The sequence below is a fragment of the Streptomyces sp. NPDC005803 genome (assembly GCF_040630435.1).
Classification (GTDB): Bacteria; Actinomycetota; Actinomycetes; order Streptomycetales; family Streptomycetaceae; genus Streptomyces.
Genome location: NZ_JBEXXO010000027.1, coordinates 38,989 through 63,341, shown reverse-complemented (window position 1 = coordinate 63,341; position 24,353 = coordinate 38,989). Strand labels below are relative to the sequence as shown.

The 24,353-nt window shown below is 72.8% G+C and carries 18 protein-coding genes; 5 read left to right on the top strand and 13 right to left on the bottom strand.

What is annotated here, in order from left to right:
- Positions 1–9: 9 nt before the first annotated feature.
- Positions 10–633 (bottom strand): TetR family transcriptional regulator, encoded by a 624-nt coding sequence (locus ABZ454_RS30960; protein ID WP_356316111.1) that lies wholly within the window; start codon positions 631–633, stop codon positions 10–12.
- Between the two features lie 124 nt (positions 634–757).
- On the opposite strand from ABZ454_RS30960, the gene ABZ454_RS30955 reads away from it, so the two are divergent.
- Positions 758–1,750 carry an aldo/keto reductase gene (locus ABZ454_RS30955; protein WP_359542870.1) on the top strand — a complete coding sequence of 331 codons (993 nt, stop codon included), beginning with the start codon at positions 758–760 and terminating at the stop codon, positions 1,748–1,750.
- 13 nt (positions 1,751–1,763) lie between these two features.
- Here the strand turns inward: ABZ454_RS30955 and ABZ454_RS30950 are convergent, their stop codons facing one another.
- Positions 1,764–2,870, bottom strand: coding sequence for an AEC family transporter (locus ABZ454_RS30950; RefSeq protein WP_359542924.1), 1,107 nt, complete (start codon positions 2,868–2,870; stop codon positions 1,764–1,766).
- Positions 2,871–2,977: 107 nt separating this feature from the next.
- Positions 2,978–4,228: a cytochrome P450 gene (locus tag ABZ454_RS30945; RefSeq protein ID WP_359542868.1), complete on the bottom strand. Its 1,251-nt coding sequence runs from the start codon at positions 4,226–4,228 to the stop codon at positions 2,978–2,980.
- A gap of 316 nt (positions 4,229–4,544) precedes the next feature.
- Between ABZ454_RS30945 and ABZ454_RS30940 the strand changes: the two genes are divergently transcribed.
- On the top strand, positions 4,545–5,714 hold the full coding sequence (locus tag ABZ454_RS30940; protein WP_356316118.1) for a steroid 3-ketoacyl-CoA thiolase: 1,170 nt from the start codon (positions 4,545–4,547) through the stop codon (positions 5,712–5,714).
- A 46-nt stretch (positions 5,715–5,760) separates the two neighbouring features.
- Here the strand turns inward: ABZ454_RS30940 and ABZ454_RS30935 are convergent, their stop codons facing one another.
- The 9 genes from ABZ454_RS30935 to ABZ454_RS30895 form a co-directional block, all read right to left on the bottom strand.
- Positions 5,761–8,874: an alpha-N-acetylglucosaminidase gene (locus ABZ454_RS30935; RefSeq protein WP_359542866.1), complete on the bottom strand. Its 3,114-nt coding sequence runs from the start codon at positions 8,872–8,874 to the stop codon at positions 5,761–5,763.
- Positions 8,875–9,100: 226 nt separating this feature from the next.
- On the bottom strand, positions 9,101–9,526 hold the full coding sequence (locus tag ABZ454_RS30930) for a transglycosylase SLT domain-containing protein (RefSeq protein ID WP_356316122.1): 426 nt from the start codon (positions 9,524–9,526) through the stop codon (positions 9,101–9,103).
- Positions 9,527–9,830: 304 nt separating this feature from the next.
- Positions 9,831–10,658 carry an ECF transporter S component gene (locus tag ABZ454_RS30925; RefSeq protein WP_359542865.1) on the bottom strand — a complete coding sequence of 276 codons (828 nt, stop codon included), beginning with the start codon at positions 10,656–10,658 and terminating at the stop codon, positions 9,831–9,833.
- Positions 10,655–12,370 (bottom strand): ATP-binding cassette domain-containing protein, encoded by a 1,716-nt coding sequence (locus ABZ454_RS30920; RefSeq protein WP_356316126.1) that lies wholly within the window; start codon positions 12,368–12,370, stop codon positions 10,655–10,657. The genes ABZ454_RS30925 and ABZ454_RS30920 overlap by 4 nt, the downstream gene beginning before the upstream one ends.
- The gene (locus tag ABZ454_RS30915; RefSeq protein WP_359542864.1) at positions 12,367–13,527 is read right to left on the bottom strand and encodes an energy-coupling factor transporter transmembrane protein EcfT; all 1,161 of its coding nucleotides are present in this window, start codon (positions 13,525–13,527) and stop codon (positions 12,367–12,369) included. Before ABZ454_RS30915 ends, ABZ454_RS30920 begins: the two co-directional genes overlap by 4 nt.
- Complete coding sequence (locus ABZ454_RS30910; RefSeq protein ID WP_359542863.1) at positions 13,524–14,213, bottom strand: SCO2322 family protein; 690 nt, start codon at positions 14,211–14,213, stop codon at positions 13,524–13,526. The genes ABZ454_RS30915 and ABZ454_RS30910 overlap by 4 nt, the downstream gene beginning before the upstream one ends.
- On the bottom strand, positions 14,210–15,469 hold the full coding sequence (locus tag ABZ454_RS30905) for a prenyltransferase/squalene oxidase repeat-containing protein (RefSeq protein ID WP_359542862.1): 1,260 nt from the start codon (positions 15,467–15,469) through the stop codon (positions 14,210–14,212). The genes ABZ454_RS30910 and ABZ454_RS30905 overlap by 4 nt, the downstream gene beginning before the upstream one ends.
- Positions 15,470–15,850: 381 nt before the next feature.
- The gene (locus ABZ454_RS30900) at positions 15,851–16,987 is read right to left on the bottom strand and encodes a winged helix DNA-binding domain-containing protein (protein ID WP_359542860.1); all 1,137 of its coding nucleotides are present in this window, start codon (positions 16,985–16,987) and stop codon (positions 15,851–15,853) included.
- Positions 16,988–17,142: 155 nt separating this feature from the next.
- Positions 17,143–19,365, bottom strand: coding sequence for a bifunctional glycosyltransferase family 2 protein/CDP-glycerol:glycerophosphate glycerophosphotransferase (locus tag ABZ454_RS30895; protein WP_359542857.1), 2,223 nt, complete (start codon positions 19,363–19,365; stop codon positions 17,143–17,145).
- Positions 19,366–19,640: 275 nt separating this feature from the next.
- Between ABZ454_RS30895 and ABZ454_RS30890 the strand changes: the two genes are divergently transcribed.
- A complete protein-coding gene (locus ABZ454_RS30890; protein WP_359542855.1) occupies positions 19,641–21,152 on the top strand; it encodes a hypothetical protein in 1,512 nt (503 codons plus the stop codon).
- Between the two features lie 76 nt (positions 21,153–21,228).
- On the opposite strand, the gene ABZ454_RS30885 is transcribed toward ABZ454_RS30890, so the two are convergent.
- Positions 21,229–22,269 (bottom strand): MBL fold metallo-hydrolase, encoded by a 1,041-nt coding sequence (locus tag ABZ454_RS30885; protein ID WP_356316172.1) that lies wholly within the window; start codon positions 22,267–22,269, stop codon positions 21,229–21,231.
- Between the two features lie 355 nt (positions 22,270–22,624).
- Here ABZ454_RS30885 and ABZ454_RS30880 point away from each other — a divergent pair, with 355 nt between their 5' ends.
- Both ABZ454_RS30880 and ABZ454_RS30875 read left to right on the top strand, forming a co-directional pair.
- A complete protein-coding gene (locus ABZ454_RS30880; protein WP_359542852.1) occupies positions 22,625–24,088 on the top strand; it encodes an aldehyde dehydrogenase in 1,464 nt (487 codons plus the stop codon).
- The gene (locus ABZ454_RS30875; protein ID WP_359542850.1) at positions 24,088–24,321 is read left to right on the top strand and encodes a ferredoxin; all 234 of its coding nucleotides are present in this window, start codon (positions 24,088–24,090) and stop codon (positions 24,319–24,321) included. Before ABZ454_RS30880 ends, ABZ454_RS30875 begins: the two co-directional genes overlap by 1 nt.
- The last annotated feature ends 32 nt before the right edge of the window (positions 24,322–24,353 follow it).

Sequence of the window (24,353 nt, the reverse complement as noted above, 5' to 3'; positions counted from 1 at the left end):
CGGGGGACCTCAGCGCGCTCGAGGGAAAAGCCGCTCGACAGCGGTCACCACCGCGGCGCGGCGGGCGGCGGTGGTGGGGTCCACGGCGTGCGCGGCGGCTGCCTCGCTGAGTTCGGGTTGAGACGCCCAGGTCATGGCGATCTGGTTCACCAGGGCGAGGACGTCGGCCGGGTCCCAGGCGGGGTCGAGTTGTCCGGCCTGCTGCACCTGTCGGAGCTGGTCGATTTTGCGGGCGATCACTGCCTGGGCGGGATCGTCGGCAACGGCCGCGGCGCCCGGCAGTTCGAGGCGGCCCCAGGTAATCAGGCGGTGGTGGTCCGGACGGGCGACGAAGTAGTCGAACATGCGGCCCGCGTAGCCAGGGAGGTCGGACGGGTCTATCTGGGTGGCCTCGGCGATGACGACGTACTCCCGTGCAGCTACGTCGGCATAGAGCGCATCTTTGCCGCGGAAGTAGGCGTAGACGCGTTCCTTGCTGGTCTTGGCGAGTTTGGCGATGCGATCCACACGGGCGCCGGCGATGCCGTGGCGGGCGAACTCCTCCATGGCAGCGGTAAGAATGCGCTCGCGCGTGGTGTCTCCGGCGGCGGCTGCGGGCGCTGCGGTCTGGCCGGAGTCGCGGGACTGGGGCATAGCGCCAGGATATAGCACCGAACCGTTTGGTTTGGCAGCGTGGTCGGTCGGCCCGTAGAGTCAAACGGAACAGTTCGGTTTGGCCCTGCGGGGGAAACCGGCGAAACACTGAGGGAGTGAACTCATGCAGCACCGCAATCTGGGCTCTCAGGGTCTGCGCGTCTCGGCGCTCGGCCTGGGGATCATGGGGATGTCCATGGCCTACGGCGCCTCGAACGACGACGAGGGCATCGCGACCATCCGCCGCGCCCACGAACTCGGGATCGACTTCTTCGACACCGCGGAGCTGTACGGCGCCGGTACCGGCAGCAACGAGATCCTCCTGGGCGCGGCAGTCAGAGACTTTCGCGACGAGGTGGTCCTTGCCACCAAGTTCGGCTTCGACATGACCGCCCCGGCGATCAGTCCCGCCTTCGACAGCCGCCCGGAAAACATCCGCAAGGTCGCCGAGAACAGCCTGCGCTACCTGCAGAGCGACCACATCGACCTCTTCTACCAGCACATCTCCGACCCCGACATTCCGGTCGAGGAGGTCGCCGGTGTGGTCGGGGAACTGATCACCGAAGGCAAGGTGAAGTACTTCGGCCTGAGCAACGTCGGCCCCCAGTACATCCGCCGCGCCCACGCCGTCACCCCGGTCTCCGTGCTCCAGTACGAGTACTCGCTCTTCGAGCGGGAGGTCGAGGAGGAGATCCTTCCCGTTCTGCGGGAACTCGGCATCGGCCTGGTGCCCTACTCCCCGCTCGGCCGCGGTTTCCTCACCGGCCAGGTCAAGCCCGCGAGCGAGTACCCCGCGGATGACATGCGCAGCTGGGACGAGCGTTGGCAGGGCGAGAACTACACGTACAACCTGCACGCCACCGAACAGCTCAAGAATCTGGCCGGCACCAAGGGCATCACTACCGCTCAACTCGCTCTGGCCTGGCTGCTCGCCCAGGGCGGGGACCTCGCGCCCATTCCTGGCACCCGCAGCACCAAGCGCATCGAGGAGAACGCCGGCGCCACCGACGTCCAGCTCTCCGCCGCCGATCTGGCCCGCATCACGGAGATCCTTCCCCACGGCTCGGCAGGCAGCCGCCTCCCGGCCGCGGTCCTGTCCAGCTTCACCACAGACTGACCGTGCCGGCAGCTCAGCGCGACGGCCCCAGCGCCCAGGCGGCGAAGGACAGCGTGGACATCGACACCACCGTGGAGGCCACCACGCAGGTGCGGGCGAGGCCGGTGTCCAGGCCGTACTGGTGGGCGTAGATGTAGGCGTTCTGGGCCGTCGGCAGCGCCGAGCACAGCACCACGGCCAGCACCTGGTGGTCCGGCAGGTGCAGGAGCGGACCGGCGACGGCGAAGGCGGCCAGCGGCTGGACCAGCGTCTTGAGCGCGACCGCGACACCGGCCTCCGCATGCCTGGCGGCCAGGGTTGTGAGCCCCGCCGCGCCCCCGGCTCCCGCACGCCTCGTGACGAGGGTCTTGAGCCCCACCGTGCCCCGCTCGGCCTCCGCCCGGCCCGCGGACCGGCCTGGCCCGCCGCCGGCGCCCCCGCTGTGCGCCGCCCCGCCGGCCCTCTCCGCCGGGCCGCCGTGCAGGGACAGGCCCAGGGTGATCAGCGCCGTCGGCACGGCCGCGGCTCCGAGCACGTCGCAGGAGTGGGAGACGGCCGCCGGCAGTCGCAGCCCGGTCGCGGAGACGGCCACCCCGAGCAGCGAGGCCATGATGACGGGATTGCGCACCGGCATGGTGAGCATGCGCCGCAGCCCCCCGCCGGGACGTTCGCCCCCGGGCCCGGCCGCCTGCGTGCCCGAGTCCAGCAGGGTCAGGACCACGGGCGAGACCAGCAGCACCTGGAACAGGATGACCTGGGCGACGAACGAGGCGTCGCCGAGCACGTGCACCGCCACCGGGATGCCCAGGTTGGCGGAGTTGACGTAGCCGGACGCCATGCCGCTGACCGCCGCTTCGGCCCTCTCGCGGCCGAAGAACCGCCGGCCCGCCGCGTACCCGAGGCCGGACACCAGTGCCGTGCCGGCGGCGAACGCCACCATCGACGGATGGGCGAAGGCGTCCAGCCGGGATCCGGACACCATGGTGAACAGCGCGGCGGGCATGGCCACGTGGAAGACGAACCGGCCGAGCACCGACTCCGCCTGCTCTCCGAGGAGTCCGCCGCGGCCCGCCGCGTAACCGATGCCGGTCAGGAGCCAGATGGGGGCGAAGCCGGAGAGCAGCGCATGCATGGCCGCCATGATCCACGTACGCCTGTCCGTCATGCGGACGGGGGTACGGGGGCCCGGGGAAGGCGTGGTGCGGTGCGGGCGCTCGCGCCCGGCCCGGGGCCGGGCGCGGGCCGGACTCAGGCGTCCCTGGTGCTGACCTGGAGCTGCTTGATGCCGTTGAGCCAGGCCGACCGCAGCCGTCGCGGGTCGCTGACCAGCCGCAGGTCGGGCAGGACGTCCGCGACGGCGTTGAAGATCAAGTTGATCTCCATCACGGCCAGCGACTTGCCCAGGCAGAAGTGCGGACCGCCGCCCCCGAAGCCGAGGTGCGGGTTCGGGTCGCGGGAGATGTCGAAGCGCTCCGGGTCTTCGAACACCTCGGGGTCGTTGTTGGCCGAGGAGTAGAACAGCCCGACCCGGTCGCCCTTCTTGATCTGCTGTCCGCCCAGTTCGACGTCCTGGGTCGCGGTCCGCTGGAAGGAGACCACGGGCGTCGCCCAGCGGACGATCTCCTCGGCGGTCGTCTCCGGCCGCTCGCGCTTGTAGAGCTCCCACTGCTCGGGGTGGGTCAGGAAGGCGTGCATGCCGTGGCTGATGGCGTTGCGCGTGGTCTCGTTGCCGGCCACGGCGAGCAGGATCACGAAGAAGCCGAATTCGTCGGAGGAGAGGTTGCCCTCGCCCTCGGCGGCGACCAGCTGCGAGACGATGTCCTTGGCCGGGCACTCCTTGCGCGCCGCCGCCAGGTTCATCGAGTAGGAGACGAGCTCCATGGCCGCCTCGGCGCCGATCTCCTCGGTGATCGCGTACTCCGGGTCGTCGTACGAGGCCATCTTGTTCGACCAGTCGAAGATCCGGGCCCGGTCCTCCTGCGGTATGCCGATGAGCTCGGCGATGGCCTGGAGCGGAAGCTCCACGGCGATGTGGGTGACGAAGTCGAACGAGCCGTCCCCGTCGGCCGAGGCGAGCGCCGTCTCGACGATCGACCGCGCCCTGTTGCGCAGCGCCTCCTCCAGGGAGCGGATGGCGCGGGGCGTGAAGCCGCGCTGGACGATCTGGCGGACCCGGGTGTGCTCGGGCGGGTCCATGTTCAGCATGATCAGCTTCTGGACGTCGATCTGGTCCCGGCTGATGGACTCGTTGAAGCGGATGACGGCGGTGTTGGTGTTCGACGAGAACAGCTCGGGATGGGTCGAGACGTACTTGACGTCCGCGTGCCGGGTGACGACCCAGTAGCCCGAGTCGTCGAAGCCGGAGATCCCGGCGGGCTGGGTGCACCACCAGACCGGCGCCGTCTCCCGCATGAGGGCGAACTCCGGGTGCGGGACGCGGGCGTGGAGCAGGTCGGGATCGGTGAAGTCGAACCCTTCGGGCAGATGGGGGCAGGACATCGGCAGCTCCAGGGACGAGAACTCCAGGTCGGTCCGAGAGCCGCCGGAACGTTGTCTGACGACCCATCAGAAGTTGCCCGCAAGGTAGTAACGAGTTCTACAACTGACAAGGGGCATGGCCGGATCTGTTGCGTGGAGGGCGGGTGAACCGGGGTGTTCCGTGCTAGGTGCTGCGCGCAAGGGTGGGGCACAGTGCGTGCAAGACCCTTGCGTACCGGGGGTAAGCCTCATAAGACTGCTTGAAGAACTAGAACGCGTACTAGTTCCTTCCGTGGGCGCCGGGACGCCTCTGCGGAAGCGAGGAGAGGACGAGCTCATGGCCGCGGAACCCGTCATCGTCGAAGCCGTACGCACCCCCATCGGCAAGCGCCAAGGCGCGCTCGCCAATCTGCACCCCGCCTATCTGCTGGGTGAGACCTACCGCGAACTTCTCGGCCGGACCGGCATCCCCGCCGACTGCGTGGAACAGATCGTCGGCGGCACCGTCACCCACGCCGGCGAACAGTCCATGAACCCCGCCCGCACCGCCTGGCTCACCGTGGGACTTCCGTACGAGACCGCCGCGACGACCGTGGACTGCCAGTGCGGCTCCTCGCAACAGGCCTCCCACATGGTCGCCAACATGATCGCGGCCGGGGTGATCGACGTCGGCATCAGCTGCGGTGTCGAGGCGATGTCGCGCGTACCACTGGGCAGCGGCTCCAAGCACGGGCCCGGCAAGCCGTGGCCCGACGAGTGGAACGTCGACCTGCCCAACCAGTTCGAGGCCGCCGAGCGCATCGCCCGCAAGCGCGGCCTCACCCGGGAGAACGTCGACGCGCTCGGCCTCCTCTCGCAGGAGCGGGCGGCCGTCGCCTGGGCCGAGGAGCGCTACAAACGGGAGACGTACGCGGTCCAGGTGCCCACCACCGAGGCCGAACAGGCCGCCGGCCAGGGCATGTGGCGGCTCGTCGACCACGACGAGGGGCTGCGCGACACCACGATGGAGGGGCTCGCCCGGCTCAAACCCGTGATGCCCACCGCCGTCCACACCGCGGGCAACTCCTCGCAGATCTCCGACGGCGCCTGCGCGATCATGTGGGCGTCCAAGCGGATGGCGCGGGCCCTCAAGCTCAAGCCGCGCGCCCGGATCGTCGCCCAGGCGCTGGTCGGCTCCGACCCGCACTTCCACCTCGACGGCCCCGTCGACGCGACCCGCGCGGTGCTCGGCAAGGCCGGGATGTCACTCAAGGACATCGACATCGTGGAGATCAACGAGGCCTTCGCCTCCGTGGTCCTGAGCTGGGCGCAGGTCTTCGACCAGGACCTCTCGAAGGTGAACGTCAACGGCGGGGCGATCGCCCTCGGGCACCCGGTCGGCGCCACCGGAGCCCGGCTGATCACCACGGCCCTGCACGAACTGGAACGCGCCGACAAGGAGTTCGCCCTGATCACCATGTGCGCGGGCGGCGCCCTCGCGACCGGCACGATCATCCAGCGGCTGTAGATCCGGGAGGTGTGCCCCGGAGCGCCCGCCCGGGGCACACGCCCCCTCAGCCGGTCAGCGACCACCCGCTGAACTCCGCCCGGCCGCGCCGGCCGGACCCGCCGTTCGCCGCCGTCATGAAGAACCCCACGTCCTGGACGGCCACCGCCCCCGGCACCGTCACCGCCGCCAGGGTCTGCCAGGTGGCCCCGCCGTCCGTCGAGCAGGAGCCCGTGTACGCGGCGCCGGCCCGGGTCAGCCGCAGCAGCACCGGCCCGGTGACCCCGAGCACCGAGGCCCGCTTCTCCAGGGCGCCGTCACCGTTGCCGTCGTACGAGAGCACGACCCCGTTGACCGGGGTCAGGGCCAGGTTCAAAAACCCCCGGGACCCGGTCGTCGCCATCGCGTTGCGGACGACGATGCCGGCCCGCGCCCAGTTGCCGGTGTACTCCTGGGAGTCCACGCGCACGGTCACGCACGCGCCGTCCCCGTACGCCGCAGTGCGGTACACCGCGCCGAACTGGGCGGTCGACCCCCAGAGGTCGCGCCCCGCCCCGTCGATGGCGAAGCGGTCGGCGGCCTGGCCGAACGAGGCGTCGTTCGCGTTGTGCGTCAGCCACTGCGCGTCGAGCGGACCCGCCACGTAGATCCGCCCCTGCGTCACCGCGGTGACCGGCCGCTCCCCGAGGGGCCCGTACTCCGTCCGCAGCTCGAAGGGGTGCGGCTCCAGCGGCTCCTTCGGCGCGGCCGCCGGGGCGGTGACCCGCCAGCTCGCCCGGGCGCTGCCGCCCGCCTCCACCCCGGGCAGCTCGACAGGCCCCTGCGCCACGGCGTCGAGTCCGGGCGCACCCAGGGAGAAGCGGACGGGCCCGGTCGCGCGCAGGCCGTTGACATTGCGGAAGTCGGCCTCGACGACCGCCGCACCGCCCGGCGCGACGGCGGCCCGGTCGGCCGCGACCGTGACCGTGCCCTGATACGGGGCGGCGGCGAGCGTCTCGTACACCCGGCGTGCGACCCGGTGCACGCCGCTCGCGGACAGCTCCCGCAGCGGGTAGCTCTTGCGCTCGCGCGTCCACGGCTCCTCGACGGCGTACCAGTCGAAGACCCGGGGTGCCCGGTCCTGGGCGAGCGCGTCCGCCATCTCGTCCAAGTAGCTCTGCCACTGCGGCAGATGGAAGTCGCCGATCAGCCCCTGCCAGTCGCGGTTGGCGTAGTTGTCGAGCAGCCCGGTGTCCGCGGCCGCGCGGTCGCCCCACGTGGTGATCAGCGCGCGGGCGCTGTGCTCCAGCTGGGCGGTCTCGGCGGGCGACGAGGCGTACCGCCGCGCCTCGTCCAGCCACGGACCGAGCATGAACGCCCGGTGCCCACCGGTCACTTCGTCGCTGAGCCGCATCAGCTTCAGCCACAGCCCGGACAGGGCGGCGAACGCCTCCCGGTCCTTGCGGAGGTACGCGGCGCGTAACTGCGGCAGCAGTTGCCGGGAGCGGTTGGCGAGCGCCTGGCGGGCGAAGTCGGTCAGGTCGAAGCGGTACGCCTCGGAGCGGCGCAGCGGTGCGCTCACCGCCAGCAGGCCGGCGAAGGCGAGGTCGAAGCCCGCCGAGTCGAACGACAGCTGGGTGGTGCCGTAGTACGTGGCGTTGACCGCCGCGAGATCGGGGCGGGCCGCGAACAGGGAGTCGTGCGGGCGGCCGTCACTGCTCTGCACGTCGTACGCGGTGTCACGCAGCGCGGCGAAGGCCGCGGTGGCCTGCTGGTCCGGGCCGCCGTAGCGGAACCGCGCGTAGCGGGTGAACCAGGCGGCCCGGTCGACGGGCTCCTCGCGCCAGGCCAGTTCGGTGAACAGCTCGAAGGCGGCCGGGTCCCGGTCGGTGGACTCCGGCAGGTAGGCGGTGCCGGTGAGCGCGCTCCCCGCCTTGTCGCGCCAGGCCGGGAACTTCTGCGTCCAGGACGGAGCCATCGCGCCCAGCGTGGTCCGGCCGCCGAAGTTCGGGATCGCGCCGAAGGCGTACGGGGTGTTCCCCCACTCCTTCTCACGGTCCGTGGACTCGTCCAGTTCGGAGCGGCCGTCCACGATCAGGACGTGCGTCTTGTCGAGCGCGGCCAGCAGTTCGGGACGCGGATTGCCGGTCCAGCCCAGGATCACCCAGGTGGCGCCGGGCCGGGCGGCCTGCAGCGCGCGCTCGATGCCGCGCGCGGCCTCGGGGACGTCCACCCCGCCCGCGTTGCCGCCCTCGTGCAGGATGTCCATCTTGTACGAGGGCGCGTCGTCGAACAGCACCCGCTGGTGCCGGTAGAAGGACGCGGCGACCTGGGCGAAGGTGTCGGTGCGCGGATCCAGCCAGTCCGGACGCGGGAAGCCGCACCAGGTGCCCTGCGGGACGACGGCGGCGCCGGGATTGCGGTCGGCGAAGCCGCCCGGGACCGTGCCGAAGTAGCCGGGCAGGACCGGGGCCATGCCGAGCTCCCGGAGGCGGTCCGCGGCCCGCCGGCCCATCGCGGCCCGCCGGGCGACGAGCTCCGGGGTGACCGGGCCCCCGTACCCGCTCATGTTCTGCAGCAGCCACCACGGCTGGTGGGTCGGCGCCGGGATCCAGGCCCTGACCTCCGCGTCGCCGTAGCCGAACTCCTGCATCACGCGGTGGTACACGGCCTCCTGGCCCACCGTCAGGAAGACCTCGTTGCAGCCGTGCAGGGCCAGCACGTCGAGCGTCCGCTCCCAGCGCGCCCAGTCGGCGTACGGGGCGGTGTACCCGTCGTACGTGTCGTTGAAGGCGAACCGGTGCCGGACCGTCGCCCGGCGCTCCAGCGGACTGCCGGGCGCGGGCAGCACGGCCGGCAGCCCGAGTTGGCTGCCGGCCCAGGAGATCACCGCGTCGCACACGTACTTCAGGTACCAGTGCACCCCGGTCAGGATCACCGCCGGGCTGGTCCCGGCGACCTCGACGCGTCCGCGCGCACCACCGACCCGGAAGCGCTCGCCCCCGTCCGCCGGATCGAGCAGGGTGAGGTGGAACTGCTCGGCGTGCTTGCCCAGCAGCCGTCCCAGCACCGCCTGCGCGGCGCCGGTTCCCGTCACCCGCGGCGGCGGACCGGCCACCGCCGGGAGCTGAGCGCCGAGGGCGGCGGACACGCCCACCGCTCCGGCCGAGGTCAGTAGCGTACGTCTCGACAGCTGCGTCACGAGCACTCCTTGGTCGTAGCCACGGATGGTGCGTCAGAGGTGAACCGGATTCTGCGGTGCGCACGTTAATGGGGTGCCGCAGGCGCGACAACGGGCCCCCAACATCTTTCGGACAGGCCACCGGACGGCGCAGAGACAGGTCGTGAGCACGCCGAAGAGCCCCCGTGCGCCGCGCTGTGCGGCGTACGGGGGCTCTTCGGTGCTGCCGGCTCCGGTCCGGGTGGACTCAGTACCAGTTGTGGGCCTGCCAGAACGACCAGGCGCCGCACGGGCTGCCGTAGCGGGAGTTCATGTAGTCCATGCCCCACTTGATCTGCGTGGTGGGGTTGGTCTGCCAGTCGGAGCCGGCGGACGCCATCTTCGAACCGGGCAGCGCCTGGACCAGGCCGTAGGCGCCGGAGGAGGCGTTGGTCGCGCTCGGGTTCCAGCCGCTCTCGTGGCTGACGATGTTGCTGAAGCACTGGAACTGCGCGTCGTCACCGATCATCTGCTTCGCCGTGTCCTGCGCACTCGCGGCAGCGGACGTCGGGGCGGCGGAAGGGGCGGCCATGGCCGGGGAGACGCCCAGCGCCACACCGGAGGCGCCCAGCAGCACGGCTGCACCGGCGACGGCGGACTTGCGACGGGCGAGGATGTTACGGGCGAACGACACAGGGAACCTAACGTCGGGTACGGGGGAGTCGCGTGCTCCGGTCCGAATCCTGCGTGGACCGTTGCGCGTTGACCGCTGTGAGTCCCGGTGGACGCTGCGGTGCTCGGCGACGTCTCCAGTGTTAGCCGCGCCGTTCAACCACCGCAACGACCCCCGGTACGGCCCCGCCTCGGACCCGGGGCCGAAGGTCCCGAACCACCCCGAACCGCTTACCGGCAGGTCGCGGCGGCTGGGACCGGGTCCGGCGACCGTGCCCCGTACCTCCTACCGCGCTTCGTACGGGACCAAGGTCCTGTGGGTGCCCTCACTGTTCCGCAGCCTCGAATGTGACCTGGGCCTCGAAGGCGGCACGCCGGGTGGCCCGGCGCAGGGCCTTCAGCAGCGCGGCCCCGACGGTCAGAGTCAGTACGACGGTGAGGACGGCACGGCCCAGGTCCCAGCCGAGCGAGGTGGCCGTGCAGTACGCGAGGAAGCGCACCAGGTTGTCGCCCAGCGGGTCACCGGGCCGGAAGGAGATGCCCGAGCCGAGCCCCGGCACGATCGTCCACCCGTAGAGATTCATGACGGTCCCGTACGCGAACGAGGCCACCGCCCCGTACACGGCGAGCATCAAGAGCTCGGCGCGCCCGCGCAGCCGGTCGGGGCCCGGGAGCAGCCCGGCGCCCATCGTGAACCAGCCCATCGACAGCATCTGGAACGGCATCCACGGGCCCACCCCTCCGGTCAGCAGCGCGGAGGCGAACATCGTCACCGAGCCCAGCACGAAGCCGAAGCCCGGCCCGAGCACCCGCCCGCTCAGCACCATGAGGAAGAACATCGGCTCCAGACCGGCCGTGCCGGCCCCCAGGGGACGCAGCGCGGCCCCGACCGCGGCCAGCACCCCCAGCATCGCGACGGCCTTGGCGTCGAGCCCGGCGTCCGCGATCATCGCGACCACCACCCCGACCAGCAGCGGCAGCAGCGCGGCGAACAGCCACGGCGCGTCCTTCGCGTGCGCGAGCCCGGAGTCCGGCCCGGCCAGCAGCGGCCAGCCGAAGGCGACCACCCCGATCGCGCTGATCAGCACCAGCGCGGCGACGGCCCGCGGCCCGAGCCGCACCGGCCGCGCACGCCGTCCGGTCGTTCCGCTCATGCCCCGCCCTCCAGGGCCTCGCGCACTTGCGACACCGTGAGCCACTCCTGCGGGGCGAGGATCTTGGCGATCTGCGGGGCGAACGCCGGCGAGGACACCACGACCCGCGGGGTCGGCCCGTCCGCGACCACCTCGCCGTCGGCGAGGATGACCACCCGGTGGGCCAGCTCGGCGGCCAGCTCCACGTCATGCGTGGCCAGCACGATCGCGTGACCCTCGGCCGCCAGGGTGCGCAGCACCCCGACCAGCCGGGCCTTCGCCGCGTAGTCCAGACCACGGGTCGGTTCGTCCAGGAGCAGCAGCGGGGGCCGGGCGGTGAGGACGAGCGCGAGCGCCAGGGCGAGCCGCTGCCCCTCCGACAGATCACGGGGATGGGTGGCGTCCGCGACACCGGGCAGCAGCTCCGAGACCAGGGCCCGGCAGCTGCCCGGCGCGGCGCCCGCGTCGGCGTCGGCCGCCGCGCACTCGGCGGCGACGGTGTCCGCGTACAGCAGATCGCGCGGTTCCTGCGGTACGAGACCGACGTGGCGCACCATCTCGCGCGGCGGGGTGCGGTGCGGGACGCGGCCGCCGACGAGCACGGTGCCGGAGGCCGGTTCGACCAGGCCGACGAGGGCGGAGAGCAGCGTGGACTTGCCCGCGCCGTTGCGTCCCATCAGGGCGACGGTCTCCCCGGGGGCGACGGTGAGCGTCACCCGGCGCAGCGCCTCGACGCGCCCGCGCCGCACCGCGAGGCGCTCGACGCGGGTGGTGGCGTCGGGGGCGGCCACGGGGGCGGGGGTCTCCTGCGGGCCGCGGCCGAACAGCCGGGCCAGCGCGCCCCGCCTCGGCGTGGGCTGCGGGGGCGGCGGAAGCAGCTTCTGGTTCCCGCCACCGCCGACCGGCCCGGGCTCCACGCCCGCCAGCCGCTCCCGCATCCCCGACGCCCGCCGCCGGGCGTCGCGGACCGACAGCGGCAGCGGCTCCCAGCCCGCCGTACGCCCCAGCGCCACCACCGGCGGATGCACCGGCGAGAGGGCCATCACCTCGGCGGGCGGACCCATCACCGGGGCGGCGCCCGGCGACGGCAGCAGAAGCACCTGGTCCGCGTACTGCACCACGCGCTCCAGCCGGTGCTCCGCCATCAGGACCGTCGTCCCCAGGTCGTGGACGAGCCGCTGCAGCACCGCGAGGACCTCCTCGGCCGCCGCCGGGTCGAGCGCGGACGTCGGCTCGTCCAGCACCAGGACCCGGGGGTGGGGGGTCAGCACCGAACCGATCGCGACCCGCTGCTGCTGGCCGCCGGACAGCGTGGCGATCGGCCGGTCGCGCAGCCCGGCGAGGCCCAGCAGATCCAGGGTCTCCTCGACCCGCCGCCGCATCACGTCCGGGGCGAGGCCCAGCGACTCCATCCCGTACGCCAGCTCGTCCTCGACCGTGTCCGTCACGAAGTGGGAGAGCGGGTCCTGCCCCACGGTGCCGACGAGATCGGCGAGCTCACGGGGCTTGTGGGTACGGGTGTCCCGTCCGCCGACGGTGACCCGGCCGGTCAGCCGGCCGCCGGTGAAGTGCGGCACGAGACCGGACACGGTACCCAGCAGGGTCGACTTGCCGACCCCGGACGGCCCGACGAGCAGCACCAGCTCACCCTCGGGAACGGTCAGGTCGACGCCCGACAGGGTGGGGTGGTCCACCCCCTCGTACCGCACCGAAACATCGTCGAACCGGATCACACCTGCTCCTCGAAGCCCGTGGGGGAAGGCGGGACGGGCGCGACCACCGCCGGCACCAGACCGATCAGCACCGCGGCGGCCGGCCACAGCGGCAGCACGGGCGCGGTCAGCGGTACGACACCGGGGTGCAGCGCCGCCGGATCCGCGCCGGCCGCCCAGATCATCGCCCCCGCGACCGCCGCGCCGGACCCCGCGACCAGCCAGGCCCGGACCCCCCACCGGTCGGGCCGGTAGCGGGTCCGTACCGAACGCGCCCCGCCGAGCCGCAGCCCGGCCATCGCGGCGACGAGACCGGCGATCAGCAGCGGCAGCCCGTAGACCGCGCCCTGCGCGGCGAGCAGCCCGTACGTACCGGCGCAGACGCCCAGCAGTCCGCCGAGCGTGAGGACGTTCGTCGTGTGGCGGACGGCGGCCGGCACCCGAGCGGTACGGCCGTAGCCGCGCGCGTCCATCGAGGCCGCCACCGCGACCGACCGCTCCAGCGCGCCCTCCAGCACCGGCAGCCCGATCTGGAGCACAGCCCGCACCCCGCCGGTCGGCCGGCCGCGCAGCCGCCGGGCGGTGCGCAGCCGCATCACGTCGGCGACCATGTTCGGCGCGAACGTCATGGCGACGACGACCGCCACCCCGGCCTCGTACAGGGCGCCGGGCAGCGACTTCAGCAGCCGGGCCGGGTTCGCGAGGGAGTTCGCCGCGCCGACACAGATCAGCAGAGCGGCCAGCTTCGCCCCGTCGTACAGCGCGAACAGCATCTGCTCGGCGGTGACCCGACCCCCGATCCGCACCCCCTTCGCCCAGCTGGGCAGGGGCGCCTCGGGCAGCGTGAGGACGACATGCGTACCGGGGACGGGGGAGCCGAGGAAGACGGAGAAGAGGAGCCGCACGCCGATGACGAACAGCCCGATCTTGATGAACGCTCCGTACGACCGGGCCCACGGGGCGTCCGTGCGGCGCGCGGCCACGACGTAGCCCGCCACCCCGACCAGCAGGCCGAGCACCAGCGGGTTGGTGGTCCGGGACGCGGCGGTGGCCAGCCCGAGCGCCCACAGCCACCAGGCGCCGGCGGGCAGCGCGTTGCTCCGGGTGGCGGCGGGGGCGCGCCAGGCGCGGACCGGGGCCGCCGGGGCGTCCGTGCGGCCGGGGGCGGTGCCGGTCATCCGCGGCGGCGGCGGGCCTGCGCGACTGCGGCGATGCCGAGGAGCAGGACCGCGGCGACCCCGACGAGGACCCCGGCGGACGGTCCGCCGCCGTCCGTACCGTCGTCACCGACGGCGACCCCCGCCGAGGCGGGCGCGGAGGCGTCGGCCGGGGTCTCCTGGCCGCTGTCCCCGTTCCCCGCCACCTGCTCACCGCAGCCGGAGGCCGGATAGCCGGAGATCGCGCAGAGCAGCGCGTCGCTGCCGTACCGCAGCGGCTTGGCCACCGAGGCGAGCGCCTCCGCGCTGCTCGCGTCCTCGGGTACCCGTGCGCACGCGGTCCGCAGCGCGGGCGGTGTCGCCCCGTCCGCGGCGTCGGCGGCCGTACCGGGATCGATGACGAGCGCGACCCGCTTGGCGCCGCCCTCGGCGGGGGTGTTCGCGCAGATCTTCGCGAAGTCGGGGGAGTGGCGCGGCTTGGCCGCGTCCTCGGAGTCCGCGCTCACGGCGAACCGGAAGCCCTGCACCGCACCGTCGGCCGGGCGGACCAGGGACGGCCCCTGGGTGGCGTACGCCCACCCGCTGCCGGAGCCCTCCCAGAACGACCAGTAGCGGTAACCGGCCGCCTGGGCGGTGCCCGAACCGAGCACCGCCAGGACGGCGCCCAGAACCACCAGCAGCGCGGTGGACCGTATGGCGCGCCTCACAGCTGCTGGTTCTTGCGGCGGCCGCTGATCAGGAACCCGGCGCCGGCGCCGACGGCGAGGCCGATCCCGACGAACCACCAGACCCCGCCGATCCCGTCCCCGTCGCCGCTGTCCTTCTTCTCTTCCTCGGTGGCGCTCGCCTTCGGCTTCTCGGCGGCGGCGGGTGCGGGCCCGGTCGCGTTCAGCTGGGCCACGAGGTCGGCGCCGCCGAAGTCATGGACGTCGGCGCCGGTGGAGTGGGCGGCCATGACGAGCTGCGCGTAGGCGGCGGGACCGTTCTCCTTCGCCCAGTCGGCGGAGTTCTCCGCCAGCCACTTCACGGACGCGGCGGCCTTGTCCTTGTGACCGGACGCGGACAGGGCGACCACGGCGTCGGCGGTGTTGCCGAAATCGGGCTGCGGGGTGCTGTCCTCGGCGCCGGGCATCGGCGGCGCGTCCAGGTGGCCGGTCTTCGCGAGGGCCCCGGCGAGGTAGTGGGCGCCGTTCTGGGCGGCCTGCTCGGGCTTGCGGACGGCCCCCTCGGTGCAGGAGGGGTCCTTGACGGCGGCGTTGTCGCCGACGACGAGCCCCTTGCCGAGCGAGCCGAGCACGGCGGCCGCGGTGGCGTCGCCGTTGGCGACGAGCTTGCCGGCCTTGTCGGGCTGGTACGCGAACGCGCCGCCGTCCTTGCCGCCGCAGGGGATGGCGAAGGTGAGCAGGGCGTCGTACGGGGTCTTGCCGCCGTCCGTCGTCACATCGCCGAGCTTCTCCCCGGCCCGGGCGAGGGCGCCGATCACGATCGAGGTGGAGTTCGCGTCACTGGGGCTGCCGGCCGTGTACCCCCAGCCGCCGTCCTCGTTCTGCACGGTCTTCAGCCAGGCGACCCCGTGGTGCACGAGCTCCTCGTGCCCGCGGACCTCGTGCAGCGCCTGCACGGCGGCCGCCGTCGCATTGGTGTCGATCATGGTCTTGGCGTCGCAGGGCACGGAGGGGTCGGGCCGGTACGCGGGGAACGCCCCGCTGTCGCACTGCTGGCCGATCAGCCAGTCGACGGCCTTGTCCGCGGGCGTGACGCCCACGGCCCGCTGCGAGACGAAGGCCAGCGACTGCCGCCACACCCCGTCGTACGTCGGGTCCTTCGTGCCGTACAGCCCCGAGGGCAGAGCCGCGGACGGCGACGGCGAGGGCGACGGCGCGGCGACCGCGGCCGGGGCTGCGGCCGCACAGAGCGCGGCGGCGGTGGCGGCGAGCGCAGCTGCGCTGCGGCGTACGGTCATGGCGGGCGGGGCCTCTCCTGGGGGAACCGGGCACAGGCACACACAGGCACCAGGCTCCGGCTCCGTATACCTCGACGGTGCCGGCCACCGGGGGATCCCGACGGCACGAGCCGGTCACGACACGGACAGGGCATTCCGGCTCCCGCCCGGACGGGCGGTCACGGAACGGGTTTCCCCGGCTCGAGCGAAGTCGAGAGAGAGGGGAAGGGCCGGCGCCGGATTCACACCGGCTTCCCCCTGAACGGGCATGATGACGACTCGCACACTCTACCGGGCGGGTGCCGGGGCGCCTCGGCATGGTCGGCCCCGGGGCCGGGAGGCCGGGCCGTCACGGGAGCGCGACTGCTCGCGGGCTCGCCCCGGGGGGCCGGAGGTCCGGGGTCAGAGCATGCGCACCTCGCCGCCCTCGGGGAGCTTCGCCCACCAGTGGTGGTAGCGGCTGTAGGCCTGCGTCTCGCGGTCGTCGAGCAGGGCCTTCAGCGACCGGGCCTCCTCAGTCAGCCGGTCCCAGGTGGCCGGGGACAGCGGGTGGAAGGCCGTGGCCTCGATGCCGTCGGCCGTGGGACGCCACACACCCGCGACGTGGCCGTCCACCAGGAGGGTGGGCAGGACATCGCCGTTGCGCCGGATCACCAGGGGGCGGTAGTCCGGCGGCAGGACCCGGCCGCGGTCGGCGTAGGCCAGCAGGACGCTGTCCCACATGGCCATGAGGCGGGGAGGGGCAGGCGTGCCGGCGGGCGGCCGCGGCGCGTCCGGGAGGTCGAAGAGCGTGCTGCCGTCCGGCCCCTGGAGCTGCTCGACAGCGTCGCCCATGGACCCGAGCACCGTGCGGACGTGCGTCCGCCGCACCATCGCGAACTGCGCCACGTCCGCGACCGATGCGGGCCCGAACCCCGCCAGGTAACGCAGGATCAGGGTCCGCAGCGCCTGGACGTCCAGCACCCGGCCCCGGGGTGCGGGGCCGGCGCCGGCCGCGACGAAGGACGGCCGGTGGCCGAACGACCACGGCGGGCCCGTCGGGGCGTGGTGCAGCGGCGCGTAGGCCTTCAGCCCCCACCACCCGCCCTCCTTGCGCTCGGCGCCCAGCCGCTCCTCGGCCCACGCCTGCATCTGCGCCGAGGTCCTGGGACTGCGGGCGAAGTCCAGCAGCTCCGGCACCAGCTCCTCCGCGTCCGCCGGAGTCAGCCCCCCGACGGCGAACCGGGCGCCGAGCCGGGAGGCGTACAGCGTCGGCTGCATCGCCGTGCGGAAGGCCGGATAGTCCTCGGCGTGCACGGCGTGCAACGTGATCCGCATCAGGGAGGCCTTCACGACCGCCCGCTCGGTGAACGCGGCGTCGAGTTCGGCCGGAGCGAAATCGGTGAGCCGGTTCCACAGGGCGACGTACGGCGAGGCCGGGTGCTGCGCCTGGAGCGCCACCACCTGCCGCACCGCCTCGGGAACGCTCAGTGGCACGCGTTCCAGGAGCAGTTGGCGGCTGAGGGTGGCCCGGTTGAGTTCGCCCGCGGTGATCGTCACAGCTCGGCATTGTGCCCTGGACGGCGCCCGGTGGGGGCCGGGTCCTCCTTTCCTGTGGTCACCCGTCGGAGATCCGGCACGGGGGTGCGGCCGGTAGGCACCCCTCGCGGGGTCCTGTGCTCACGGGCAGGGCCTCTTCCGCGGCGGCCGGTGCGTCACCGCGGGGACGGCTTCGGCGCCGGGGTGCGCCGGTCGAGCGGCACGATCGCCGGGTGCGGGTCCTGGCCGAGGAAGACCCGGCGGACGACGCGTTCGGCGGCGTGGCCGTCGTCGTACTGGCAGAAGCGCGCGCGGAAGGCGCGGCGCAGCGCGGTGGCCTCGGGTCCGTGCCAACGGCCGCTGCGGAAGGCGTCGATGAGTTCGTCCTCGGTGGTGACGACGGTTCCGGGGGTGTCGCCCGGCCGGCCGGACAGGAGGTCGAAGGTGACGCCGCGGACCTGGGTGTAGATGTCCCAGTCGGCGGCGTCGATGACGATGGGGCGGTCGAGGTTGGCGTAGTCGAAGGTGAGGGACGAGTAGTCCGAGATGAGCGCGTCCGCCGCCAGGCAGAGGTCTTCGACGCGGGGGTGGTGGGACACGTCGATGACGCTGCCCTGTTCGGCGAGGTCGTCCAGGTGAGGGTGCCCGCGGTCGAGGTGGTGGGTGCGCACCAGCAGGACGAAGGCGTCGCCCAGCGCCTCGGCCACCCGGGCCAGGTCGAAGGTGGGGGTCCAGTCCTTCCGGTAGTCGCGGTGGGTCGGCGCGTACAGCAGGGCGGTCCTGCCCGGGGCGATGCCGAGCCGGTCGCGGACGGCGGCGACGTCCTCGGCGCGGGCGGCGTAGAAGCGGTCATTGCGCGGGTAGCCCGTGTCGAGGGACTCGAACGTGCCGGGGTAGACGCGCTCCCACTGTTCGGTGGAGTGCTGGTTGGAGGAGACGCTGAGGTCCCAGCGGTACACGTGCTTCAGGAGACGGCCGAAGTCCGTGTTCCGCGCGGCGGCGGGGTAGGCCAGCTGGTCCATGCCCATGCGCTTGAGCGGGGTGCCGTGGTGCGTCTGCAGGTGGATCTGCCCCGGGCGCTTGACGATGCCGTCCGGGAAGTCGGCGTTGCTCACGAAGTACGTGGCGCGGGCCGTCACCTCCCAGTAGCGGCGCGAGCCGCGGACGACGTGGTCGATGCCGGCGGGCACCTGGCCGGCCAGTTCCTCACGCACCACCCAGACGCCGCGCACATGGGGAGCCAGCTCCTTGGCCTTGTCGAAGAGGGCGGCCGGGTTGCAGGACGGCAGCAGGTCCCCGTACGAGGTGTAGACGGCGAGGTGCGGATCCAGGGAACGCCGGCGGTGCAGGGAGTACAGCCCCGCGTACGCGTGCTTGCCGGCCCTGTCCGCGGCTTCGAGGACCTTCCTCGGGCCCGCCCTCTTGACCCGGGCGGCGCATTCGGCCGCCTGGTAGGCGCGGAAGGACCGCTTGGCCAGGGCGCGCATGTGGACGCCGAGCGATCCGCCGGGGCGTGTGAATCCGGGCGGGAGATGCCCGGCGTAGAAGTCCGCGGTGCGGCCGAAGAACGCCCTGCGGTCGCAGGCCTTGACCCGCTCGGGACGCTTCAGCGTGAACAGCATGTGGTACACGGCGCGCTCGAACAACAGGTCCCTCGACCAGGCCAGTTCGGGCCGTCCGTCGAGGAAGGTGAACAGCCCCTCGTACTGCTCGAAGATGTCGAAGTGCTTGCGGCCCGGCGTCTTGGTGATCGCGCCGTGGCGGCGCTGGCGGTACTCGACGCCGACCCTGTTCAGACAGCCGATGCGCTCGGCCGTGACCATCGCCATCTGGGTGACCGGCGCGTCCTCGTACAGGCCGGGTGCGTACCGGAAGCCCTGCTCCACGAAGAACGCGCGGCGGAACGCCTTGTTCCAGGCCACCAGGAACAGATGGATGTACTCGGGCCGGTCCCTGAGGCGGAAGACGTCGGTGCCCGCCCGTTCGAACAACTCCGCGGACTGGCTGCGGCCGCCCTTGCCGTGCCAGTAGGTCCGCACATGGTCGAAGGCGAGGATGTCCAGGTCACCGACCGCGTCGAGCCGGGCGGCCAGCGCCTGCAGCAGACCGGGGGTGTAGCGGTCGTCACTGTCTAGGAAGAGGACGTAGTCGCCCCGCGCGCGCTCCAGTCCGGCGTTGCGCGCCCGGCCCAGCCCCACGTTCCTGGGCAGGTGCACGGCCTGGACGCGTGCGTCGCGGGCGGCGTACTCGTCGATGATCGATCCGCAGGAGTCGGGTGAGCAGTCGTCGACGGCGATGACCTCGACGTCCTGGAAGGACTGCCGCAGGACCGAGTCCAGGCACTCGTGGAGGTAGGCCTGCACCTTGAACACGGGGACGACGACACTGAAACGGGGCATTCGGGCAACTCCAGGTGACGTACGGGTTCACTGACTCGAGCGGGGGCTCCCGGACCTGCCGCGGGGGTGCGTGCGCTCCTCCACGCGGCCGGAGGCGAGGGCTGCCGACGTCGAGCGGGCGGGCGAACACCGTGCAGGTGTCTAATCATTCCGGTTTGTCCCCCGGAGTCCGACACCTATAGATTCCTACCACGGCATCCGTTAACTGTCGTCATGCTGACCGCAGTTGAACAGCAGTGCGACGCGTCCTCATCGGCTGGGAGGGTCCTGCCCACATGTCCGCAACCGTCGAGCGGTGGACCACCTCGCTGCGTGAGAACTGGCGCGACGGCACGCTGTGGCCGTGGTGCCTGGCGGCCGTCGCGGCGGCCTGCGGCTACGGCGTGGCGACCGTCTTCCACCCCGGCTACCTCAGCGCCGACAGCAACACCCAGTTGTGGCAGGCGCTGGGGGACGAGCCGGTGAACGACTGGCATCCGCCGGTGATGGCGCTCGCGTGGCGGGTCCTCATCGGGATCACGGGGAACTTCTCCGCCATGGCCGCCGTGCAAGCCGGCCTGCTGTGGGGGACGTTGTGGGTTCTCGCGCGGCTGGTGTGGAAGAGGACCGGCAGCCGCGGGCTCTCCCTCGCGGTGCTGGCCGTCGGCTTCGCGCCGCACATCGTGAACCTCACGGGGGTGGTGTGGAAGGACGTGCACCTGGCGTACGCGCTCCTCGCGGTCTTCGCGATCGCGCTCACCGTGCGCGACCTGCCGCCGAGCCGGGTCAAGGCCCGCTGGGCCCTGCTGGTGACGGCCCTGCTGTTCCTCGTGTACGCCGCCCTCGTGCGCAAGAACGGCGTTCCGGCCGTGATCCCGGTCTTCGCCCTGCTGGTCCTCGCGGCCTGGCCCGCCCCCGGCCGGCGCCGCTGGGCGGCCGCCACCGGTGTCTTCGCCGCGGCCGTGCTGGCCGGCGGCGCCGGGGTGTCCGCGGCGACCGACCCGCTGGCCACCCGGGTGTACGCGGTGATCCCGGTGGACGACCTCGTCCACGTACTCACCCCCGAGCAGGTGCGCACGGCCGCCGAACGGGCGGGGGCGGACGCGGACCTGCGCGACCGCCTGGTCACCGCCGCCGTCACCTGCCGGAAGCGGAACATCACCTCGGACGGCTACCTGCAGTGCTTCCCGCAGCGCCGGCCGTTCGACGTGACGTACCTGGACCGGCGCGCCGACGTCATCGTCCGGATGTGGACCCAGCAGATGCCGAAGCACTGGAAGGGCTACGCCGAATACCGGGCCCGGGTCTTCAGCAAGCTGCTCTTCCGGAGCAACCAGGTCTTCTGGAACGGCACCCACGTCAACGCCGGCGCCCGGCTGCACCCCGAGGCGCGGAAGCAGCCGCTGAACGACACGCTGAGGTTCGCCCTGCAGAACTACGTGACCGGGTCCGCCCGCGACCTGCCGATGCTCTTCCAGGGCTGGTTCTGGCTGGCCGTCTCGCTGGTGCTCGTGCTGCGCCGCCGGTGGCCCGGCCCCCACAGCCGGGAGCTGCGGCTCCTGGGGGCGAGCTCCCTCCTCTACATCCTCGCCTACCTGCCCACCGCGCCCGAGTCCAACTACCGGTACGTGTACTGGCCCGCACTCGCCGGGACCGTCGCCCTCACCCTCGTCGCGACCGCCTACGCGGCGCGCCGCCGCGCGGCGGGCCCGAGTGAGGCCGCGGCCCGCCCCGCCGTGCCGCCGGCCGGCCGGACCCCCGGAGCCACCCCGGCGGGCCCGCGCGAGGACGCCGGCGCCGCCGTGTGACTCCGGCCCCCTGTTCCGCCTCGGACCGCCCCGTACGTGGGCTTCGGCCGGGACCGGCCCGTGCGTGCGCTTCGCCTCAGACCGCCACGTACGTCACCGGCTCGCTCCCCGCCACCGCCTCGGCGCGCCCCAGCTTCACCAGGCGGCGCAGGTGCGACTCGGCCTCCGAGACGGCGATGTTCCGCGAGCCGTAAGGGATCTGCTCCCAGGGCCGGTTCCACTCCATCCGTTCGGCCACCTGCCACGGCGTGAGCGGTGCGGCGAGCAGGGCGAGGAGGCCCGTCAGGCGTTCCTCGTGGTGGTCCAGGAGTTCCTGTACGCGGCCCGCCGCGTCCGCGAAGGCGTGCTGGTGGGCCGGGAGCACCTCCGCGACGCCGAGGCGGCCGATGCGCTCCAGGGAGTCCAGGTAGTCGCCCAGCGGGTCGGTGGCCGTGGCGTCGTCCGGGTCCTCGTAGAGGCCGACGTGCGGGCTGATGCCGGGGAGCAGGTGGTCGCCGGAGAAGAGGCGGCCGCGCCCCGGGAGGTTGGCCGGGTGGTCCTCCTCCAGGTGCAGGCACACGTGGCCCGGGGTGTGGCCCGGTGTCCAGATGGCGCGCAGGGTGCGGCCCGCCAGGTCGAGGAGTTCGCCCGGCACGATCTCGCGGTCCGGGACCGCGGCCCGCAGCCCGGGCAGGGTGCGCATGCGGCCGCCCTGCTCGCGGGCGGCCCGCAGCGGGGCGATGTGGTCCTCGGGGGCGCCGACCGTCGCCAGCTTCGTCGCCAGGTAGGCCAGCCAGGTGCCGGGCTCCGACGCGCGGGTGCGGCGGACGATCGCCGTGTCGGCCGCGTGCATCGCGATCCAGGCCCCGGACGCCTCGCGGACCTGGCCGGACAGGCCGTGGTGGTCGGGGTGGTGGTGGGTGATGACCACACCGTGGATTCCGGAGATGTCCACGCCCACGGTGGTGAGCCCCGCCGTGAGGGTGTCCCAGGCCTCCGGGTCGTCCCAGCCGGTGTCGATCAGGACCGGGCCGCGGTCCGTGTCGAGGAGATGGACCAGGGTGTGTCCCAACGGGTTGTCCGGGATGGGGACCTTGATGCTGTGGACGCCTCCACCGTGGTTGATCACCTGCGTCATGGACTCCCCATCTCTCCGCGGCCTCGGCGGCGTGCGCGGTACGGCCACGACGCGCCGCGTCCACTGTAACGAGAACTTGTTCCAGTGGTAGCCCCGGTCGACCCTCCGTGTCGGCTGTTCGGTCACCGCGGCTGCCTGGTGCGCGGTCCCGGCCGGTACGCGTGGGGCGCGCAGCCGGTGCTGTCCCAGCCGTGGACTCCTTGAACTGGAACTGGTATCAGTTCTGACACTAAGTCAGGTGCGCTGTGCCGATCGGCTCCGCTCCGGACGCGGGGGCGGCCGGACGGGGAGCGGTCCCCCGCAGGTCAGTCATCGAGTCGGTCGGTCACGTGCCGCGTCGCGGGAGGCAGCAGCCATGAGCGAGCTTGTCGAACACGGAAAACTGTTCATCGGCGGGGAGTTGGTCGATCCGCTCGGACGGGATGTCATCGACGTCATCTCCCCGCACACCGAGCAGGTCATCGGCCGGGTGCCGCACGCCGCCGAAGGGGACGTGGACCGGGCCGTGGCCGCTGCCCGGCAGGCGTTCGACCACGGGCCCTGGCCGCGGATGCCGCTGGACGAGCGCATCGCCGTCGTCACGCGGATCAAGGACGCCTTCGCCGTCCGGTACGAGGAGATCGCCCGGGTCATCAGCTCGGAGAACGGCACCCCGTACACCTCCAGCGTCATGGTGCAGGCCCTCGCCGCGATGATGGTGTGGGACGCGGCGATCACCGTGGCCCGCACCTTCCCGTACGAGGAACGCCGGGACGGGGCGCTCGGGCCGCTGCTCGTGCGGCGGGAGCCGGTCGGGGTCGTCGCGGCCGTCGTGCCGTGGAACGTGCCCCAGTTCACCGCCGCGGCGAAGCTCGCGCCCGCACTGCTCGCCGGCTGCTCGGCCGTCCTCAAGGTGTCGCCCGAGTCGCCGCTGGACGCCTACATCCTGGCCGAGATCGTCGCCGAGGCCGGGCTGCCCGAGGGCGTGCTCTCCATCCTGCCCGCCGACCGTGAGGTGAGCGAGTACCTCGTCGGGCATCCGGGCGTCGACAAGGTCTCCTTCACCGGGTCCGTCGCCGCCGGCCGGCGGGTCATGGAGGTCGCCTCGCGGGGTCTCACCCGCGTCACCCTGGAGCTCGGCGGGAAGTCCGCCGCGGTGATCCTTCCCGACGCCGACCTGGACGCCGCCGTCGCCGGCATCGTCCCCTTCGCCTGGATGATCAACGGCCAGGCCTGCGTGGCCCAGACCCGGATCCTCGTGCCGCGGTCCCGGTACGCGGAGACCGCCGAGGCCTTCGCCGCGGCCGCCGGCGCGCTGAAGGTCGGCGACCCCCTCGACCCCGCCACCGAACTCGGCCCGCTCGTCGCACAGCGCCAGCAGCAGCGCTCCCTCGACTACATCAGGATCGGGCAGGAGGAGGGGGCGAAGGTCCTGACCGGGGGCGGCCGTCCGGCGTCGCAGGAGCGCGGCTGGTACGTCGAGCCGACGCTCTTCGGCGACGTCGCCAACTCCATGCGCATCGCCCGCGAGGAGATCTTCGGCCCGGTCATCTGCCTGCTGCCGTACGGCGACGAGGACGAGGCCGTGCGGATCGCCAACGACTCCGAGTACGGCCTCAGCGGCAGTGTCTGGACCGCCGACACCGAGCGCGGCATCGACATCGCCCGCCGGGTGAGGACGGGCACGTACAGCGTGAACACCTTCAGCCTCGACATGCTCGGCCCGTTCGGCGGCTACAAGAACTCCGGCCTGGGCCGCGAGTTCGGGCCCGAGGGGTACGGGGAGTACTTCGAGCACAAGATGATCCACCTGCCCGCCGGGTACGGGGGCGAGGCCTGATGGGGGACCGCTGGAGCGTCGAGGTCGACCGGGGCGTCTGCATCGGGTCGGGGATGTGCGTGAACCACGCGCCGGACGGGTTCCGGCTGGACGCCGCCCGGCAGTCCCACCCGCTCGACCCGGAGACCGACGCCAACGAACGCGTCCTCGCCGCAGCCGAGGGTTGCCCGGTCGAGGCCATCACGATCGCGCTGGCCCACTCGGGAGAGGTGGTGTTCCCGCCGGAGGAGTGAACGGGCGCGGCGGTCGGCTCCCGGCCCGCCGC

Bases quoted from the DNA above. Each gene is read 5' to 3' on its own strand.
- ABZ454_RS30960 (WP_356316111.1), bottom strand. From the start codon at position 633: ATGCCCCAGTCCCGCGACTCCGGCCAGACCGCAGCGCCCGCAGCCGCC.
- ABZ454_RS30955 (WP_359542870.1), top strand. From the start codon at position 758: ATGCAGCACCGCAATCTGGGCTCTCAGGGTCTGCGCGTCTCGGCGCTC.
- ABZ454_RS30950 (WP_359542924.1), bottom strand. From the start codon at position 2,870: ATGGCGGCCATGCATGCGCTGCTCTCCGGCTTCGCCCCCATCTGGCTC.
- ABZ454_RS30945 (WP_359542868.1), bottom strand. From the start codon at position 4,228: ATGTCCTGCCCCCATCTGCCCGAAGGGTTCGACTTCACCGATCCCGAC.
- ABZ454_RS30940 (WP_356316118.1), top strand. From the start codon at position 4,545: ATGGCCGCGGAACCCGTCATCGTCGAAGCCGTACGCACCCCCATCGGC.
- ABZ454_RS30925 (WP_359542865.1), bottom strand. From the start codon at position 10,658: ATGAGCGGAACGACCGGACGGCGTGCGCGGCCGGTGCGGCTCGGGCCG.
- ABZ454_RS30915 (WP_359542864.1), bottom strand. From the start codon at position 13,527: ATGACCGGCACCGCCCCCGGCCGCACGGACGCCCCGGCGGCCCCGGTC.
- ABZ454_RS30905 (WP_359542862.1), bottom strand. From the start codon at position 15,469: ATGACCGTACGCCGCAGCGCAGCTGCGCTCGCCGCCACCGCCGCCGCG.
- ABZ454_RS30895 (WP_359542857.1), bottom strand. From the start codon at position 19,365: ATGCCCCGTTTCAGTGTCGTCGTCCCCGTGTTCAAGGTGCAGGCCTAC.
- ABZ454_RS30890 (WP_359542855.1), top strand. From the start codon at position 19,641: ATGTCCGCAACCGTCGAGCGGTGGACCACCTCGCTGCGTGAGAACTGG.
- ABZ454_RS30885 (WP_356316172.1), bottom strand. From the start codon at position 22,269: ATGACGCAGGTGATCAACCACGGTGGAGGCGTCCACAGCATCAAGGTC.
- ABZ454_RS30880 (WP_359542852.1), top strand. From the start codon at position 22,625: ATGAGCGAGCTTGTCGAACACGGAAAACTGTTCATCGGCGGGGAGTTG.
- ABZ454_RS30875 (WP_359542850.1), top strand. From the start codon at position 24,088: ATGGGGGACCGCTGGAGCGTCGAGGTCGACCGGGGCGTCTGCATCGGG.